The organism is Rubrivirga sp. (assembly GCF_049648075.1).
Taxonomy (GTDB): domain Bacteria; phylum Bacteroidota; class Rhodothermia; order Rhodothermales; family Rubricoccaceae; genus Rubrivirga.
In genome coordinates, this window is sequence record NZ_JBARYR010000164.1 from 1 (window position 1) to 16,853 (window position 16,853).

Below are 16,853 nucleotides of genomic sequence, written 5' to 3' on the forward strand. Positions count from 1 at the left end.
TCCATCGCGCGGTTGAGCGCGAGCGCCGCTCCCATTCCTACCAGCGAGATCAGCGCCACGATGTAGAAGGCCGTCTCGCCGTGCTCCGGCATCGGCGCCGGCCTCGAGGCCGCGAGCGCGCCGAACACCCCGGCGGCGATGGCCGCCCCGGCACACACAGCGAGCCAGACGATGCGGAGAGGGCGGGCGAACGTGGAGATATCGGTCATGCGGTCAGGGCGTGCGATTCCCAAGGTAGGACGCGCCTATCTTCCGGTGTCCGTTCGGGGCGTGGCGCAGCTCGGTAGCGCGCCTGCTTTGGGAGCAGGAGGTCGTGGGTTCAAATCCCGCCGCCCCGACTGGCCGGGCCACCCGGCCCTGGGCCTGTAGCTCAACCGGATAGAGCGTCGACCTTCTAAGTCGAGGGTTCCAGGTTCGAGTCCTGGCAGGCCCGCCCTCGAGGTCGCGTCTTCGCGGACGGTCCGTGCGGAGTCTGGCTTCGAGTCCGTAGGTTTGTCCTCGATGGTGCCGTGGCCGAGTGGCTAGGCACAGGTCTGCAAAACCTGCTACACCGGTTCAAATCCGGTCGGCACCTCCAGGGGCTCAGGGACTATTTCGGTCTCTGAGCCCTTTTTTCGATCATCCTGAGGGAAATCGTACTGCCGAGCCAACCGGCAGACCTGTGCCTAGCCCCTCTGCCTCGGCACCATTGAATCGAGGCATTCTGGAGGGGTGTGCTGGAATAGTGCTGAACTCGAACGGGAGCGCTCGGCTCGGTCTTCTTGCTCTACTTCAAGCAAGACATGGCTTCCCTCGTTCATCAAAAGGGCCTTTACTACGCCCAGTTCTACGATTCGTCGCGACAGCCGAAGCGCAAGCAAGTCCCCCTCAAGACGAAACGCCGCCGGGTGGCTGACCGGGCGTTCCGCAAACTCGAGGACGAGTACGCTCTCGGCACGTTCGATCCTTGGGCATCCGTCCTCGAGGCCGAACAGATCGAGACGTTGGGACCCGCCCTCGATGGGTTTCTCGCCGCACGCAGGGACCTCCGCCCGCACACGCTCGCGAAATACCGGACTGTGATCGGACTCCTCGTCCGCGAGTTGGGCAGCGACTTCCCGTTGTCGTCGGTTGGATCCGATCACATCGAATCGTTCCTCAAGGGACGAGACCGCAAAGCAGTCACTCGCAAGACATACAGCACGACACTCTCACCGTTCTTCAACTGGCTCGTCGGCATAGGGTTCATAGCGACAAACCCTGTTGCGGGTGTTCGACTCCAGCGGGTGCCCGCGAAGGCACCTCGGTATCTATCCAAGGAGGAAGTGCTCCGGTTGGTCCTCGCGGTCAAGTGGGATGCCGCGATCAATCCCCGCGTCCCTTCGGACTCGTCGCTTTGGATCGTCCCGATCATCGAGGCGAACGTGTACCTCGGGCTCCGAGTTAGCGAAGTGTGCAATCTCCAATGGGAGGATGTCGACCTCGAGCGGGCCACGCTCACGGTTCGTAATCGGGATGGGTTCACGACCAAGTCAGGAAAGGAGAGAACCCTACCACTCCCGGATCGCCCCCTCGAAGTCCTCGAACGCGTGTACAAGCAGTCGAGAAACGCGCAACGCTACGTGTTCAGGGTGTCCCCAGCGTCGAGACAACTCACACGCCACTACCTCTCGCGGCGATTCAAGAGGTACGCACGCCTTGCGGGCCTATCCGAGGACGTTTGTTTTCACACAACACGGCACACGTGCGCGTCATGGCTTGCCGAGCGTGGATGCGCCGTGGAAGCCATTCGCTTGTACCTCGGGCACTCCAGCGTCCGCGTGACCGAGCGGTACATGCATCTATCCCCCAGTGCATTTGCCTCACAGATCCAAACGGCCTTTGGTAGTCTCGCGTCAGATCAACAGAAGGCCTGCACTTAGCCCTGCCCCATCAGATCCCGACGACCATGCGTACGCTCGTCCTCTTCCTCGTCGCTCTCGCACTGCTGGCTGTACCTGCGACCGCACAGTCCGAACGGACCGACCTCGTCCGTCTGTTCACGGGCCCCGGCGACACAGCGTACGTCACGAGCCTGACTCGAGGCCGAGTCAGCAGGACCGACGACGGTGGCGTCTCGTGGCAACCCGTGAGCCCGTTCCCAGATACTCGGGATGGATACTCGTTTGCCCTGACCAGACCGGTTGTGACCTCGAACGGCGTGATCCTCGCCTGGGAGTATGCCCGCCAGTTCAACTCGTCGTCTTACAATACTCAGGTCCGGTCTGATGACGGCGGACAGACGTGGACCGAGTTCGAGGCAGGTGGCAACCCCGCTGATCACTTTGCGGTTTCGATCGACGGCGGGTTCGTCATCGCTGGCTACGGAGATGGCCGCGGAGGCAACTACCGACGCTTTACCGTCTCGAGGAATGACGGATTCTCGTGGCGGAACGCGGTGGGACCCGACGGGCGGCAGAGCATCGAAACACTACGGTTCGGTACGGCCGTCGCTGCCAGGGGGGACTTCGCCGCGATCTACAACGGGGTCGAACACGTCGGGATCTGTGACGACGGCTCTGACCCTTGCTCCGGCGTCGCCCGGTCCGAAGATCGAGGCGTGACGTGGATGTTTACGGAGACGACCGGGTTCGAAGAGGCCGAGAGCACATTCGGGTTCGATCTCGTGAACGAACGCGCTCGCTTAGGCCCGGACGGAACGCTCTACGCTTGGACTCGGGGGGAAGAGACCGAGCTGTATCAGCTCTCGCCGAGCCTGTACCGGCTCCCACCGCAGGACTCGGTTTGGACTCGAGTCGCGCTCCCAGACTCGGCGACGGAGGTCCGAGCACTCGACGTAGGCGATGACGGAGCCGTTCACTTTGGAACCGACAAGGGAGCTCTCGTCTCGCGTGACCATGGGGCCTCGTGGACACGTGACGGCCTCGAGGGGGCCGTGACGGCTCTCGAGCGGACACAGGCCGGAACGCTATTGGCGCTAGCCGACCGAACTGTGTGGCGTCGCACTGGCGAAGGAGTATGGTCTCAGGGACGCGTTCCTGTGAGTACCAGTAGTCAGATACCCAACGTCCTCGATGCGGCCCTCACGGTGCAACCAAACCCGGCCTCCCACTCCACTAGGGTCGAAGTCGTCGGCCTCGAGGGCGACGCGACCGTCGAGGCGTTCGATGTGCTCGGCCGGTTGGTTGCGACGATCCACACAGGTCCGATGACGAGACGACTTCAACTCGAAGTCGAGATTGGATCCTGGCCTCCAGGTGTCTACGTCGTTCGAGCTAATGGGGAGCGCGGTACCGCGTCAACCCAGATCACTGTGACGCGGTAGCATCGGTCCGAGACCGCATATTCTTCGGTCAACAAGTCACGACCATCCGAGCCAGCGCCGCTCTTCTCGAGATCTACGCCCGGACAATGTGAATGTCAGGACTCCAATAGGATGTATCGGCCCAAAGCGAGGTCCAGCAACCAACGGAACTATGTTGTCCGTTTGGAGAGTGCACGAGGCAGGTTAGGGAGCGATAAAGCGAGTGGAGTGCTGTTTTCAGGCGTGCTTGGTGCGGGCGCTTTGTGACCCGGTGGTCGTCCATGGTTGAATCCCGAAACCGCCTTCGGGCTTAGCGAAAGGTGTTCACTATGCGCTATGAGCGTTTACTTGTCAAATCCCAGAATCGCACCGACTCAGTTGCGGACGAAGAGCCGATCCGCGTCGCCCACGATCGCTATGGGCCAGCGCGGTCCGTCCTCCACGAGCACCCGGAGTGAGGCCCCGTCGACAACGCCGAACCCGAGCCGGGACGTCCCGATGTCGAACGCGATGAGTCCTCCGTAGTCCACGTAGGTCCCCTCGGCCTCGCTTTCGTAGGGCGCCGTGTTCGACACGTTGTACGAGTCGCCGTTGACACCGCGGATGACGACGTGGTACGTCCCGTCGGGCTTGAGCGTGAGCGTCCCGCCCTCTACCCGGTTGTTCGCCAGTCTCCCGAAGATGAATGGGAGCCGCCGGACGACACCGCGGGTGACGGTGGCCTGGAAGTCGTACGACTCCGACCTCGGGGCCGGTACGTGCGGCCCCGACCTCGAGCCAGGCATCGAGGGAGCGATCGACCAATCGGGATCGACCCCCTCGGGCGTCAGGAGAGCCAACCCGCACTCGCGGGAGGACTGGCTACCGCCACCGCCGAACGCGATCCCCTCCGGGCTGTAGTCGCCGAGGACCACGGTCGTCGGGCTGCGGGGGTCTGGCCCCGCCGTGCCGTACCAGACGTAATCGCCGCCGTCGAGGCGGAGTTCGAGGAGCGGCCCCCGGCGTTCGTAGTCGCCCGCGATGTCGAAGGTGTCCCGGGCGACGGTCGTCTCTGCTCCGGCGTAGGTCAGCTTCGTCTCGGCATAGAGCGAGAACCGGCCGTCGTCTCCGAACCGGAGCCGGGCGTAGTCGAGGCCGCCCCCCCTGCGGCCGTCGTAGGGACCGAACGTGCACCTGTAAGAGGAGACCTCGTCGCCCTGCGACCCGAAGCTGTAGTACAACTGCGACCGGTACACGAGCTCGAGCTCGGTCAAAGACGCCCCGACCGAGGGCCCGGCGCTCCGAGGCGGTACCCCGTCGCTGGCCCCCTCACTCTGGACTCCGCCCCGGTTCGATTGCGGCGTCTCTTCGAGGACGGAGGAGTCGCAGGCCGAGACCACGAGGGCTAGGACGGCAATGGCGAGGAGTCGGGTCAACATCGTGGAGGCTCGGGCGCTAGGTCTCAAAGTAGGGAGCGGCGAACCGTGTTCGAGGCCACACCGCCGCCCCCAGTTTGCTCAACGAGCCGCGCACCCTTCCATTGCAGTCACGTCGCCGGACTCGACCGCGTCACTCTCGCGGTCGGCCAGTGCGCGGGCTGTCTGGTCTGGTCGTGCTGTGGAGGCGTGCGGGGTAGAAACCCTCCTCAGAGGCACCAGTGCCGTTCGCGACCGCGGACACCCCCCGACAGGAGCTGTTATGGCGTCGGCAGGTGCTTCCACGTCTTGCCAGAGATGGCGGAGTACGCCGCGCTGTGATTCACGCCGTGCTCGGCCGCGAGACGGACGGCGGCCGACCTTTCGGTCCGGGCGAGGCGGCGCATCTCGTACTTCGCCCCCGGCTCGCGAACACTTCCACACGGCATCGACGCTCGTCGCGACGGCGTGTGGCGACGCAGCTTGGGTCTCTCGGCCTCCAGCTCAGTTGCGGACGAGGAGTCTGTCCGCACCGCCCCAGATCCTCATCGGCCAGACCGGACCCTGCTCGACGAGGACACGCATCGCGGCCCCGTCGATCACGCCGAACCCGAGCCGGGACGTCCCGACGTCGAACGCGATGAGACCGCCGTACTCGGTGTACGTCCCCTCACTCTCCTTGTCATCGCGCCACGTGTTCGACTCGTGGTAGTCGTCGCCGACGACATCGCGGATGTAGATCCGGTAGGTCCCGTCGGGCCGGAGCGAGAGCGTTCCGCCCTCGATCCGGTTGTTTGCCCGCCTCCCGAAGATGAGGGGCAGCGACCAGACGGCCCCCTCGTGAGCGACGATCGCCTCGAAGTCGTAAGACTCCGACCGCGTGCCCGGCTCGTAGCTCACAGACCAGTCGGGCTCGACGCCTTCTGGCGTCAGCACGGCCAACCCGCACTCTCTGCTGGTGCCTGTGAGCCCGTTCCCGAACGCGATCCCGTCGGTGCCGTAGTCGCCGAGGACCACGGTCGTCGGCGCACGGGGGTCGGGTCCGGCCGTGCCGTACCAAGTGTGGTCGCCCCCATCGAGCTGCAGCTCGAGGAGCGGCCCGCGGCGGTCGTAGTCGCCGACGACGGCGAAAGTGTCTTGGAAGGCCACCATTTCGCCGTCGACGAGGCGTCTCATCTGCGTCGCGACGTCGAGGGAGAACCGGCCGTCGTCGTCGAACGCGAGACGGGCGTCCTCGATCGCGCCCCCTTCGCGGCCGTCGTACGGGCCGAACCAGCACCCGAGCGGCGAGGTCATGTCGCCCTCAGTGTAGTCGTTGTACAACTGAGACCGGTAGACTAGCTCGAGCTCGGTCAACGAGGCTCCGAGCGGTGGCTGGTCGGTGGGGACCACAGGGCCTGAGGAGTCACAGGCTGACGCCATTATGGCCGCGAACAGGACTAGAGAAAAGTGGCGCATTCCAAGATTCGTATGTCAGTGAGAGCTGCACGTGTCGCCATGGTGCCGACAACGTTCAGCGGCTTGTGACCCAATCAAGGGGACATCAGAGTAGCAACCGATCACGGCGCAACGAAAGGCCACAGCAAGGCCCTCCCCACGGGCTGGCCGTAAAGCTCCACACGCAACGCCGATCGGCTGGAAGCGACCTGGGTCAATTGCGGACGAGGATCCGGTCGGTCGTGTCCCAGACGCGGATCGGCCACGTGGGACCTTGCTCGACGCCCACGCGGAGCGTGTCGCCGTCGGACCACCCGAACCCCATGGCGGCCGTCCCGACGTCGAACGCGAGGAGCCCTCCGTGGTCCACGTACGTCCCCTCAGACTCCTTGTCGCTACGCCACGTGTTCGTCGGGTGGTAGTTGTCGCCTTCGACATCGAGGATGAGTATGTGGTACGTGCCGTCGGGGCGGAGCGTGAGCGTGCCGCCCTCGATCATGTTGTTCGCCTGGCGTCCGAACCTGAGAGGCACCTCCTGATACCCCCAGGAGGCGATGACACCGACGAAGTCGAACGACTCCGCCCTCGCCCCTGGCTCTGAGACGATCGAACGGTCGGGCTCGACGCCCTCCGGCGTGAACATCGCGAGGCCACAGTCTCTCCCGTTGAGCCCCGAGGGCTGAGCTGCCCCGAACGCCGAGCCTTGGTCACTGTAGTCACCGAGGACGACGGTCGTGGGCGACTCGGGGTGGGGGCCGACCGTCCCGTACCACACGTGGTCCCCCGCGTCGAGACGGAGCTCGAGGAGCGGCCCGTGGCGCTCGTAGTTGCCGGTCACCGTCAACGTGTCGCGCTCGACGGTCTCGCTCTGCTGGAGAGCGGTCTCGGCGTAGAACTCGAACCGGCCGCCGTCGCCGAAACGGAGCCGTCCGGCCTCGAGGTAGCCTCCTCCTTGGCCGTCGTACGGCCCGAACAGACAGTTCTCGTCGGGGTCGACGTACTCGTAACCCTCCGTTGTGATCGAGAGTTGGGAGTGGTAGACCAACTCGAGCTCGGTGAGCGAGGGACCCGTGGGCGCTGGGACAGAGGAGTCGCAGGCCGCGACCGCGAGGATTAGGACGGCAACGGCGAGGAATCGGGTCAACGTCGTGGGGGCTCTGACTCTAGGTCTCAAAGTAGGGGGCTGCGAAAGAAGTCCAAGGCCATCTCGCAGCCCCCAGATCGCTCAACGAGCCGCGTGAGCTTTCATTGCGGTCACGTCTCCGGACTCAGCCGCGATCTGGCCGACCTCGACCGCAAAGCACACCCGCGGAGTTGCATCGGCCTCCCCGGTGACGCCCGCTGTCCGATCCCCCTTGAACCTGTCGAAGCCGCTGCACCCGGTGCGGCCCGCCTCTACGTCACCCTCGATGGTGAGCGGTCCACGGTCGAGGGTACCGTCGAGGTCAGCTCTTACCTCGAGATGGAAGCGGCGGCCATCGTTCCCCCGATTGATGCACCTGCGCCGGCTGGGGGATAGATGGCTGGCGCATGGTCCCTGATGGGCCTCATCTGCAACGGTTTGCAACAGCCGCCAATCCCCCACAACTCGTTGCAGCACCTAACGGGGGGACAATGGAAGCGGCACCATTAAAGACTCACAACAGGACATACCTGTTGAGCAGAGATGAATTGGCCCTCTGGGCTTGCCAGCCACGGGCACAGAGGCTATGCTTGGCAAGCTAAAGCAACAACCGTGCCAAATATGATCGACTCACTAGACAACTAGCTCAACAACCTCGAATGTACGATCCGACGAATGAACAAGCCGCCGCCTCGAGCCTCCCGGATGGGACTCCAAACCTCAAACCTACACGAGACTCAGCGACCTCCAGGCCGGGAGACGTGGCCCCTGATCGACCTCCACGTCAAGGACGCCCAACGGACTCGCACCCGAAAGCAGGGGAGGGGATAGGGGAAAGGGAAGGAGGAGGAAAGGCCCTCATGCCCATACTCCGTAGTAGTGAGACCCAGGAAGAGACTGAGCCGAAAGAGAAAAAGGGCGCAGAACCCCTCAGAGAAGCCAGACTCGCCGATTCCGACAGGGGAGAGATCGAAGCCGATGAGGTTGAGGACGCTAGCGGCGACCAACATCCCCCCGTCCGCGCCCACAATCCGGTCTGTTCTCTCGCCCTACGGGAGTTGGTCCTCGATGCGTACCCAGCGCTTCAGGCCAGCGTGGTCTTGCGTCGTTTCTTCGCCCACGTCGTGTACGCGACTGTCCTGTGCCCGAACACGGGTTGGGTGCCCGTGCCGTACGGGGTCCTCGCGCGAATCGCCGGTCAGAGCAGGGAGGCCAAGAACAAATCGTTTAGTGGGAAGCTGTTCTTGGAAGACGCGAGGGACCGGGCGTTTCCGGGACTCCAGTGGGCCAACGCTGACAAGGATCGGGGACTCGCCAGGAGAATTAGGACGCTCGGCCTCAGGACTGACGTACAAGCCGCCATCGAACGCGAGATGGCCTGCCCTCTCGGCGAGATTGAAACGCCCGTCTGGTTTATCTCCGGCGAGACGAGGACGCCCAAAAAAGCTCGAGGAGCGAGGACACGGACCGAAAAGGCCATAGCCTACGAGACCTCACGCCACCTCCAGATCGACGAAGAGGACGGCGTCCTCCCCTACCCTGCCGACTCGTATGGGGTGTTACAACACATGAACAGGCTCTCGTCCCGCCTATTCACGTCGGCGGTCCAGGCCCACATATCCGAAGCTCTCGAACTCGCGACCTTGATCCCAGACGCCCGGAAGAGATCGTCGGCGCTCGCTGTTCTCAATGCCGTCCAGGATGCTCCGAGGCCCCTCTACCAGTTGAGCGACCTCCGCCGCTCGGTTCGGATCTTCCCGGCATCAGCGTCGCTCCTGACGCTTCCCGCGCCGCTCCGGCGGGTCCTGACCGCTGACTGGCCCGAGTTCGACCTCCGCTCGTCTCAACTCGCCATCGCAGCACGGCAATGGGGAGACAAGGAGGTCTGCGATATGCTCTCCGACGGGTACGACGTATGGGACGACATATCCAAAGCGTTCGGCCTCGAGGTCGGGTCGACAGAGTGGGAAGAGGTCAAGCCCGCGTTCAAGCAAGCTCTCTACAGCGCCCTATTTGGAATGAGCACTCGAGGGGTCAAGGGCAAACTGACACGGAAGCTCCAGGGGACCAACCTCTCTAACCTCGGACCCAACGCCGCAAACCGGTTCGTGGCGTTCCCAGTCATTGAGTCCATGCTCGAACACCGGGATCTCGTCCTCGCCGGGATCGAGGAGAATGGTGGTGCCCGTGACTGCTACGACAGGTTCATTCCGGTCAGAGATGGAAGCTCGCGCGGCCCAGAGGTATCGCCTCGCTCCGTCCTCGCACAACTCGCCCAGGCGATGGAGCTTGCTATTGTGTACCCCGCCCTCGAGGTCGTGCGCAAGCAGCGGGACCTGCACCTCACCCTGTGGCAGCACGACGGGTTCTCCCTCGCGATGTCCGATCCAACGAAGGCGGAGCGGCACGCACGGCAGGTGACAGCGGCCGTGGACGCGCAAGCCGCCCAGTTCGGGGTTCCGACATGCCTCGTGCAGAAGATGGCGCCAGCGCAAACCTGAGGCCCGTCTCGAGGCTCTCGTACATCTCTACTCGACCTACCGGAGTCCCTAGGTCCCACTCCTCCTCATGGGGGCGGGGTGGGGGGTTGATGGCGCGGCCTGGAGGATCGGTCCGGGTCGCCACCCGTTCACACGCCTGAGCCAACCTCGAGGCTCCTGATGCGTTTACCGCGCGACGGTGAACGTCCTGTTCGCGCTGGAACCCGCGCTCGATACTCGAACGATGTATGTGCCGGGCGGCAGAGGCCCTCGTTCGAGGCGGAACTGCATCTCGCCTCTCGCTACACCGTCGTACAAGACGGACACCTCTCGACCAACAGCGTCAAAGACTGAGACTCGAACTGAAGATCCAGTCTCAGCGGACAGTCTAATATCGACCGGGCCTGACGAAGGGTTCGGCGATACTGCGAGGCCGAACTCCCCCTCGGGTCCGTCACCGACCGAGGTCACCTTGGGGGCCGCAGAGTAGGCATAAAGCTCCCATCCTGTTTGCGACTCTAGGGCTGTGAAATACAACGTGTCGCCGAGGACAGCAAAGCCTCCGGGATGCGACGACGACGCTCCTTGATGGATGTTGGCCACGAGTTCTGGCTCGGAGCCCGGCGTGTAGCGCCACAATTCGAAGCCAATCTCCTCCTTGAACCCAGAGAAGTAGAGAGAGCCGTCGTAGGCGACTCCTGGCGCGAACTCCATTTCGGGAAATCCCACGACCTCGAGGTCTCCGTCCGAGGTATACCGCCATAACGTGTGGGACCCGAAGCTGGCGTCCCCTCTGGAGGCGGAGAGGTATAGGTCACCGTCGTGCTCGGCGACTTTCTTCCATCGCCCTCCCTCGTCCGAGGTCGGGTTGGGGTCGGCCTCGATGGCCAGCGTCAGCCCGTCGTCGGCGTTGTGCCGCCACAGCCGCTGGACCTGCTGCCTCTGCCCCGTGAACTCGGGGAAGTACGTCGACCCGTCGTAGTCGAATGCGTCGTAGAGATTGTAGCGGATGTCTCCGGTATCGACCCTCTGCATTCCCGTCTCCGGCGTGTACCGGAAGAGGCCGCGAGAATTCCCTCCATTGCTGACGTACAGCGCGTCTTGGTCCTCGGAGGCGTACAAGACGTGGTCGACTAGAAAGTCCTCCCACACCACGGATGGCCCGTCAACCTCGGTATACCTCCACAGCCTTCCCCTGGCCGCGAAGTAGAGCACGTCACCTACGACGGTGAGCGAGGAGACCTGCGACCCGTACCCATTTTCTCCCTCCAAGAGGTCTGCCGCGAGTTCGACACCCATTTCAGGTCTGTACCGGAGCAACTCGACGTCGGCCGTGCCAAGAACCTCGCCGGGGAAGTAGAGAGCGCCGTCGTACACAGCCAGCCTTTGGAGACGTCCGAGGTACCCACGAGAGACGACGCCGGACACCCGCACGACCTCGCCGCCTGGCACGTAACTGTAGACGTAGTACACATAACGGGAATAGTGAAACTCGTCCTCGCCGTTGGCGACGAAGTAGACCGCCCCGTTGAACGAGGTAAGGAACGCGGGCTGCGAGGAGTTTGCGCCGGGGATGATATCGGCGACCAAGCGGTGCTGGGCCGACGCCGACACGGCCGCCACGGATGCGAGCCCGAGAAGGAGAGTGAATCTCATGGTGGTCGTAACCAGATTCAGGTGAGTAGGCAAAGATGACGACGCGAATCGAACTGCTACAACCCCAAAGATCTCCGGCTCCGTATCGAGGCCAGTCACGGCGCTGAGTTTGGAATAAAACAAGTCGGTGAATACGATGGACATGCAAACGAACATGCCCCCGGTTTCGCGCCCCTCTCCTCTACTGTGTCCCATGCAACGACCTAATGCCCAACTCGCTGCGTGCAGAAGGCGGCGGTACCGCAAACATGAACTCGTCTCGTAGCTCTTGTACATCTCTACCGAACCTACGGGAGTCCCTGCCTACCCCCCCCTCATAGGGGCGGGGTGGGGGATGATGGTTCCACCTCATGGGTCAGCCGGAGGAGATAAGGTTCCAAATCGAGGACGAGATTGGACGAGGAGGTTCCACAAGCTATGTTCTAGATCTCTTGAGGCTCCGCCATCTGCGCCCAGCCTCGCTCCTTCTCAAGCTGCAAGAAGACGAGCCGGTGCCCCGTGTGCTGGAATAGTGCTGAACGCACCTCGCTCCCACGTCCTTGGGAGTGGAAGAACCTTCGATCCCAGGCCGCTTTGCACGATTGGGGCATCGTGGCTTGGCTCCTTGAACAGGTCTGCAAAACCTGCTACACCGGTTCAAATCCGGTCGGCACCTCCCGCCCCGGTTGCTCTCTGGACGTCAGAGGCAGCCGGGGTTTTGCAGTCTTTGGGTCTTGTCCAGACGGGGTTGCAACGGCAGCAGAGACAGACGAAGCCCCGATGACCGAGCATCCGGTCGCGGTCTAAGACTCTGTGATCCACCTGACGAGGTAGCTGGAAGACCGCAATGCAAGGCTCAGCGCCGATCCGCCTCGTCCCAGGACGTGCTTCAGGCCTCGGTCTTCCCCGATTGAAGTTCGTCTTTCCGATGCCCTCGCCTAGGCTGGGTAGCCTGTCGAGGGCTCATCTTGTCGGCGACAGACCGGAGGAGCCGGGCCGTCTCGTAGTCGCCGCGAGAGGCCGCATCATCAGCGCGGTCGAGGACATTCCGTGCGGTCGGGCGGTTGCCGAGGGTCGCGTTCGTCATGGTCTCGAAGGGTTTGGGGAGAACGCTAACCGTCCGCTTCCATCGGAGGTACCCAGAAGCTCCGGATTCAGGAAAAAGCTGATCGCGTTCTAACGACGGATCCGATCCGGCTCAGACTGCTCGATCATCGGGGCGTTTCCACGTGGGCCGACCTCGAGGAGGTCCAGAGCCAGACGGCGGCCTCGAGGGCGGTCCTCTACGAGTAGGGCGGTCCTCTACGAGTAGAGCGCGGCCGTCGTCTCGACGAGGGAGCCCCTTTACAGGACGCTCTCGCCCGTGCTCGAGCCCGAGTTCTCCTGTAAGCCGGGGTCGTCAGAAAGCACATCCACGACGGCCGGCGCGACATGAGCCTCAAGGTCGAGGTCAGCAGAGAGCGACGGGGCCGCCTCGGCTTGGAAGACCAATGCCTCGACGGCGTCGAGGGCGGAAGCCTGGTCGAAAATGGACTGGGCGGAGGGGACAACTGCGAGGGCGAAGACGGCGGCGAGGGCGAGAGCGAAGCGCGTGGAGGCAGGGCCAACGGGCGGCCTGGAAAAGGAGTGAAGGCGGCCGGGCACGAGTGGCGCGCCGTTCGGAAGACGCTCTGGAGATCCCTCTCTACCGAGCAGGTGGAGGTCAAAAGCGGCACCCTCTACGTCTCCCGGTTGGCGTTTACGCCCTCGATTCGGAACGCCCACGGCCCCTCGGCTCGCCAAGCTCGTCTTCGAGGACGGCACGGGCAGGGCTGAACCACGGACCCCGCATACAAAGCGGACGTACAGAGCCGTGCTCGTAGCCCCGACCTCGATTCCGCCCATGCGTCTCCCCGTTCTCTTCGCCGTCCTCGCCCTGGCCGGCTGCTCATCCGTCGACCGCCTGGAGGCGCCCGCCCGTCCGGCCTCGACCGAGCCCGAGTTCCGGCCGCTCTCGCCCGAGGAACTCGCCCCCGAGCAAGCCGCCGCGTTCTCCGTCCCGGTCGTGTACGACACCCTGTCGAACGGTCTCAAAGTGGTCGTGTCCCGGGACGACACCGCCCCGACGGCCGTGATCGCGGTGTACTACAACGTCGGGTTCAGGATCGAACCGCGCGAGCGGACCGGGTTCGCCCACCTGTTCGAGCACATGATGTTTCAGGGCTCCGAGAACCTGGGCAAGAACGAGTTCATCAGTCTGGTCCAGAGCAACGGCGGCATCCTGAACGGCTCGACCCGGTTCGACTTTACCAACTACTTCGAGGTCGTCCCCGCAAACACCGTCGAGACGATGCTGTGGGCCGAGGCCGACCGGATGCGCGGGCTCGACATCACCCAGGAGAACCTGACCAACCAGCAGGGCGTGGTCTCGAACGAGGTTCGGGTCAACGTCATCAACGCGCCCTACGGCGGCTTCCCGTGGCTCGACCTGCCCCAGGTCGCCAACGAGAACTGGTACAACGCCCACAACTTCTACGGCGAGCTGTCCGACCTCGAGGCCGCCACCCTGGAGGACGTCCAGAGCTTTTTCGACACGTACTACGCCCCCAACAACGCCGCCGTGGTGGTCGTCGGCGACGTGGACCCGGACCAAGTGATGGGCTGGGTCGAGGAGTACTTCGGCGGGATCGCCCGTGCCGACGTGCCGCCGATCCCCGACTTGTCGGAGCCGCGCCAGACCGAGGAGAAGCGGACTTCGAAGGTGGACTCGCTCGCGACGCGGCCGGCCTTGGCGTTCGCCTACCACATGCCGCCGCGCAACTCGGACGCCTACTTCGCGATGGGCCTCTTGCAGCAGATCCTGCTCGCCGGCGACGACTCCCGCCTGCACCAGGCCTTGGTGACGGAGAGCGGCCTGACCTCGAGCGTGTCGGGCGGCATCAACTGGCCCCTCGGTAACATGTTCAACTACAACGGCCCGATGCTGTGGTCCGGCTGGCTGATCCACGACGCCGAGACCGACCCGGACTCCGTGCTCGCCCTCGTCGACCGCGAGATCGAGGCCATCCGCGACGACGGCGTCGAGGCCGACGTCTTGGAGCGGGCCAAGGTCAAGCTCCGCAGCGATCTCTACGACACCATCGGCGGCACGTTCGGCGTGGGCCGGGCGGACCTGCTCGCCACGTTCGCCTTGTTCGACAACGACCCGTCGCGGATCAACCGCCTGGTCGAGCGCTTCGAGGCTGTCACGCCGGGTCTCATCCGCAGAACGGCGCGGCAGGTCCTCCACCCCGACAACCGGACCGTCATCACCCTCGAGGCCGCCGGCGGCGGCTCCTAGCCCGTCCTCGAGAGCCGCTAGGCCGGCGACGCCAACGGCGCACCACCTCGCACGCTCCCTCTGCCCTGACCTCGAGGCCGAAACGCCTCCGCCCTCGAGGGCGACACAGACCTCCCGCTCTGACGACATGATCCGCTCGCTTCTCCTTTCTCTCTCGCTCCTGGTCGCCGTCCCCGCGATGGCCCAGACGTTCCCCTCGACGCCGCCGGAGCCCGGCGACCCGATCCCGTTCACGTTGCCCGAGGGCTCGTCGTTCACGCTCGACAACGGCGTCGAGGTGACGCTCGTCCCGTACGGCGCGTTGCCGAAGGCGACGATCCGCGCGGTCGTCCGCGTGGGGAACGTGGACGAGGGGCCGGGGCAATCGTCACTCGCGGACCTGACGGCAGGGCTGTTAACCGAAGGCACGACCTCGAGGACGCAGCAGCAGATCGCGACGGAGGCGGCGGAGATGGGCGGGTCGCTGGGCGCGGGAGCCGGCCTCGACCAGACGTTCGTGTTCGGCGAGGCGCTGAGCGAGTTCACGCCGGACCTGGTCCGGCTAGTGGCGGACGTGCTCCAGAATCCGGCCTTCCCGGCCGACGCGTTCGACCGGATCCGGCGCAACCAGCTTCGCAGCGCGGCCGTCGCTCGGTCGCAGCCGGGGACGTTGGCGCGGGCCGCGTTCGCTCGCGCGCTCTACGGCGACCACCCCTACGCCGCGGTCATCCTGCCGGACGCGGCCCAGATCGAGGCCGCTTCGGTCCAGGACGTGCAAGCGTTCTACGACGCGCAGTTCGGCCCCCGCCGGACCCAGATCTACGTCGTCGGCCGGTTCGACGAGCGGACGGTCGAGGACACGATCCGCCGCTCGTTCGGCGCGTGGTCAGGCGGCGCCGACGTGACCAGCCCGACGCCGCCGACGGCCCAGACGGGGCGGCGTGTGATCCTGGTGGATCAACCCGGCGCGCAGCAGTCGAACGTGACCATCGGCCTGCCGACGATCGACCCGAGCAACGAGGACTTTGTGGCGCTCGCGGTCACGAACGCGCTGTTGGGCGGCTCGTTTGGCTCGCGCATCACGCGCAACATCCGCGAGGACAAGGGCTACACCTACAGCCCCGGCTCGTCGGTCGCGTCGCGCTACCGGAGCGGCTACTGGGCCGAGAGCGCGGCCATTCAGACACCCGCGACCGGCCCGGCGATCACGGAGATCCTGTACGAGATCGACAGCCTGGCCACCACGGCGCCCTCGAGGGCGGAGCTCGAGGGGATCCAGAACTACCTCGCGGGCACGTTCACGTTGCAGAACTCGTCCCCGGGCGGGATCGCGTCGTTCCTGTCGTTCCTCGACCTGCACGGGCTGGGCCGCGACTACCTCGAGGGCTACGTTGAGCGCGTCTACGCGGTGACACCCGACGACGTGCGGCGCGTGACGGCGGACTACCTCAGCCCCGACGACCTGACCATCGTCGTCGTCGGCGACCGGGCCGTCGTAGAGGAGCAACTCGCCCCGTTCGGCGACCTCGAGGTCGAGGTCTTGGAGTAGCGGAAGCCGTGAAGATCGCGCGCTAGGACGGCCCCCGGCGGCGACGTACCGTCGTGCCCCCGCTCCCCCACCCCGTTGCGCGCCCCCGCTCTCACTCTCACGCTCGTCCTGCTCCTGGTCGCCGGCTGCGACGCGACCGCCGTCGAGGACAGCGGCCTCGACGGGGACCCTGTCGTCGGGACGTGGCAGGCCGTGGGAACGGCCGACGAGGTCTTGCTCACGAGCCGCGTGGACCAGTCGGTCCCGAACTTCCGCGCCCGGGGCGAGGGCGGGATCGTGCTGTCGGGCGCCCTCGAGGATCGGCTCCACTACGTGAGCTCGCTGTACCGCTACAGCGAGGCCGTGGACGGCGTCTACGCCGAGAGCATCACGTTCGCATCTCGGCCTGGGTTCGACCTCGAGGACGGGCCGATCACGCTCCTGCTCGTGGACGTCAGCGCGAACCCGGCGTCGGCATCGGTGAACCGAGCGACGTCGCGGTCCGAGACGTACTTCGGCGCACCCTTCCCGGCGGGCACCGGCCCGTTCTCGTACCGGGACGGCCGGCTGACGGTGCCGGGGGTCGAGGTCGTGGCGGAGGACGGGTCGGGCCGGCGGGTCGCCGTCGGGGGGACGCTCACGTTCCCGGTCGTCGAGTTGCGGGCGGGCCAGGAG

Annotated in this window: 12 protein-coding genes, 3 tRNA genes and 1 pseudogene; 9 read left to right on the forward strand and 7 right to left on the reverse strand. The window is 65.0% G+C overall.

Annotation, left to right across the window (positions count from 1 at the left end; genetic code table 11):
• Nucleotides 1-209: pseudogene (locus tag WBA11_RS04600) on the reverse strand (hypothetical protein); the annotation flags it as partial.
• 55 nt (nt 210-264) lie between these two features.
• Between WBA11_RS04600 and WBA11_RS04605 the strand changes: the two are divergent.
• The 5 genes from WBA11_RS04605 (at nt 265) to WBA11_RS04625 (ending at nt 3,304) form a co-directional block, all read left to right on the forward strand.
• Nucleotides 265-338, forward strand: a tRNA-Pro gene (locus tag WBA11_RS04605).
• 21 nt (nt 339-359) lie between these two features.
• Nucleotides 360-433, forward strand: a tRNA-Arg gene (locus tag WBA11_RS04610).
• Between the two features lie 70 nt (nt 434-503).
• Nucleotides 504-577, forward strand: a tRNA-Cys gene (locus WBA11_RS04615).
• Nucleotides 578-761: 184 nt separating this feature from the next.
• Complete coding sequence (locus WBA11_RS04620; RefSeq protein WP_424519547.1) at nt 762-1,901, forward strand: tyrosine-type recombinase/integrase; 1,140 nt, start codon at nt 762-764, stop codon at nt 1,899-1,901.
• Between the two features lie 26 nt (nt 1,902-1,927).
• Entirely contained in the window at nt 1,928-3,304 is a 1,377-nt protein-coding gene (locus tag WBA11_RS04625) for a T9SS type A sorting domain-containing protein (RefSeq protein ID WP_424519548.1), read from the forward strand.
• Between the two features lie 353 nt (nt 3,305-3,657).
• On the opposite strand, the gene WBA11_RS04630 is transcribed toward WBA11_RS04625, so the two are convergent.
• The 4 genes from WBA11_RS04630 to WBA11_RS04645 form a co-directional block, all read right to left on the reverse strand.
• Nucleotides 3,658-4,536, reverse strand: coding sequence for a hypothetical protein (locus WBA11_RS04630; protein ID WP_424519549.1), 879 nt, complete (start codon nt 4,534-4,536; stop codon nt 3,658-3,660).
• A 422-nt stretch (nt 4,537-4,958) separates the two neighbouring features.
• Complete coding sequence (locus WBA11_RS04635) at nt 4,959-5,084, reverse strand: hypothetical protein (protein ID WP_424519550.1); 126 nt, start codon at nt 5,082-5,084, stop codon at nt 4,959-4,961.
• 97 nt (nt 5,085-5,181) lie between these two features.
• Entirely contained in the window at nt 5,182-6,033 is an 852-nt protein-coding gene (locus tag WBA11_RS04640) for a hypothetical protein (RefSeq protein WP_424519551.1), read from the reverse strand.
• Between the two features lie 295 nt (nt 6,034-6,328).
• Nucleotides 6,329-7,258 carry a hypothetical protein gene (locus WBA11_RS04645; protein WP_424519552.1) on the reverse strand — a complete coding sequence of 310 codons (930 nt, stop codon included), beginning with the start codon at nt 7,256-7,258 and terminating at the stop codon, nt 6,329-6,331.
• A gap of 839 nt (nt 7,259-8,097) precedes the next feature.
• On the opposite strand from WBA11_RS04645, the gene WBA11_RS04650 reads away from it, so the two are divergent.
• Nucleotides 8,098-9,738 carry a hypothetical protein gene (locus tag WBA11_RS04650; RefSeq protein ID WP_424519553.1) on the forward strand — a complete coding sequence of 547 codons (1,641 nt, stop codon included), beginning with the start codon at nt 8,098-8,100 and terminating at the stop codon, nt 9,736-9,738.
• A 165-nt stretch (nt 9,739-9,903) separates the two neighbouring features.
• On the opposite strand, the gene WBA11_RS04655 is transcribed toward WBA11_RS04650, so the two are convergent.
• Both WBA11_RS04655 and WBA11_RS04660 read right to left on the reverse strand, forming a co-directional pair.
• Nucleotides 9,904-11,517 (reverse strand): T9SS type A sorting domain-containing protein, encoded by a 1,614-nt coding sequence (locus WBA11_RS04655; protein WP_424519554.1) that lies wholly within the window; start codon nt 11,515-11,517, stop codon nt 9,904-9,906.
• 1,179 nt (nt 11,518-12,696) lie between these two features.
• Entirely contained in the window at nt 12,697-12,996 is a 300-nt protein-coding gene (locus WBA11_RS04660) for a hypothetical protein (RefSeq protein WP_424519555.1), read from the reverse strand.
• Between the two features lie 238 nt (nt 12,997-13,234).
• Here WBA11_RS04660 and WBA11_RS04665 point away from each other — a divergent pair, with 238 nt between their 5' ends.
• The 3 genes from WBA11_RS04665 to WBA11_RS04675 all read left to right on the forward strand — a co-directional run.
• Complete coding sequence (locus tag WBA11_RS04665) at nt 13,235-14,671, forward strand: M16 family metallopeptidase (protein ID WP_424519556.1); 1,437 nt, start codon at nt 13,235-13,237, stop codon at nt 14,669-14,671.
• A 127-nt stretch (nt 14,672-14,798) separates the two neighbouring features.
• Nucleotides 14,799-16,199, forward strand: coding sequence for a M16 family metallopeptidase (locus WBA11_RS04670; RefSeq protein ID WP_424519557.1), 1,401 nt, complete (start codon nt 14,799-14,801; stop codon nt 16,197-16,199).
• Nucleotides 16,200-16,274: 75 nt separating this feature from the next.
• The coding region (locus tag WBA11_RS04675) for a hypothetical protein (protein ID WP_424519558.1) at nt 16,275-16,853 on the forward strand (579 nt) is incomplete at its 3' end.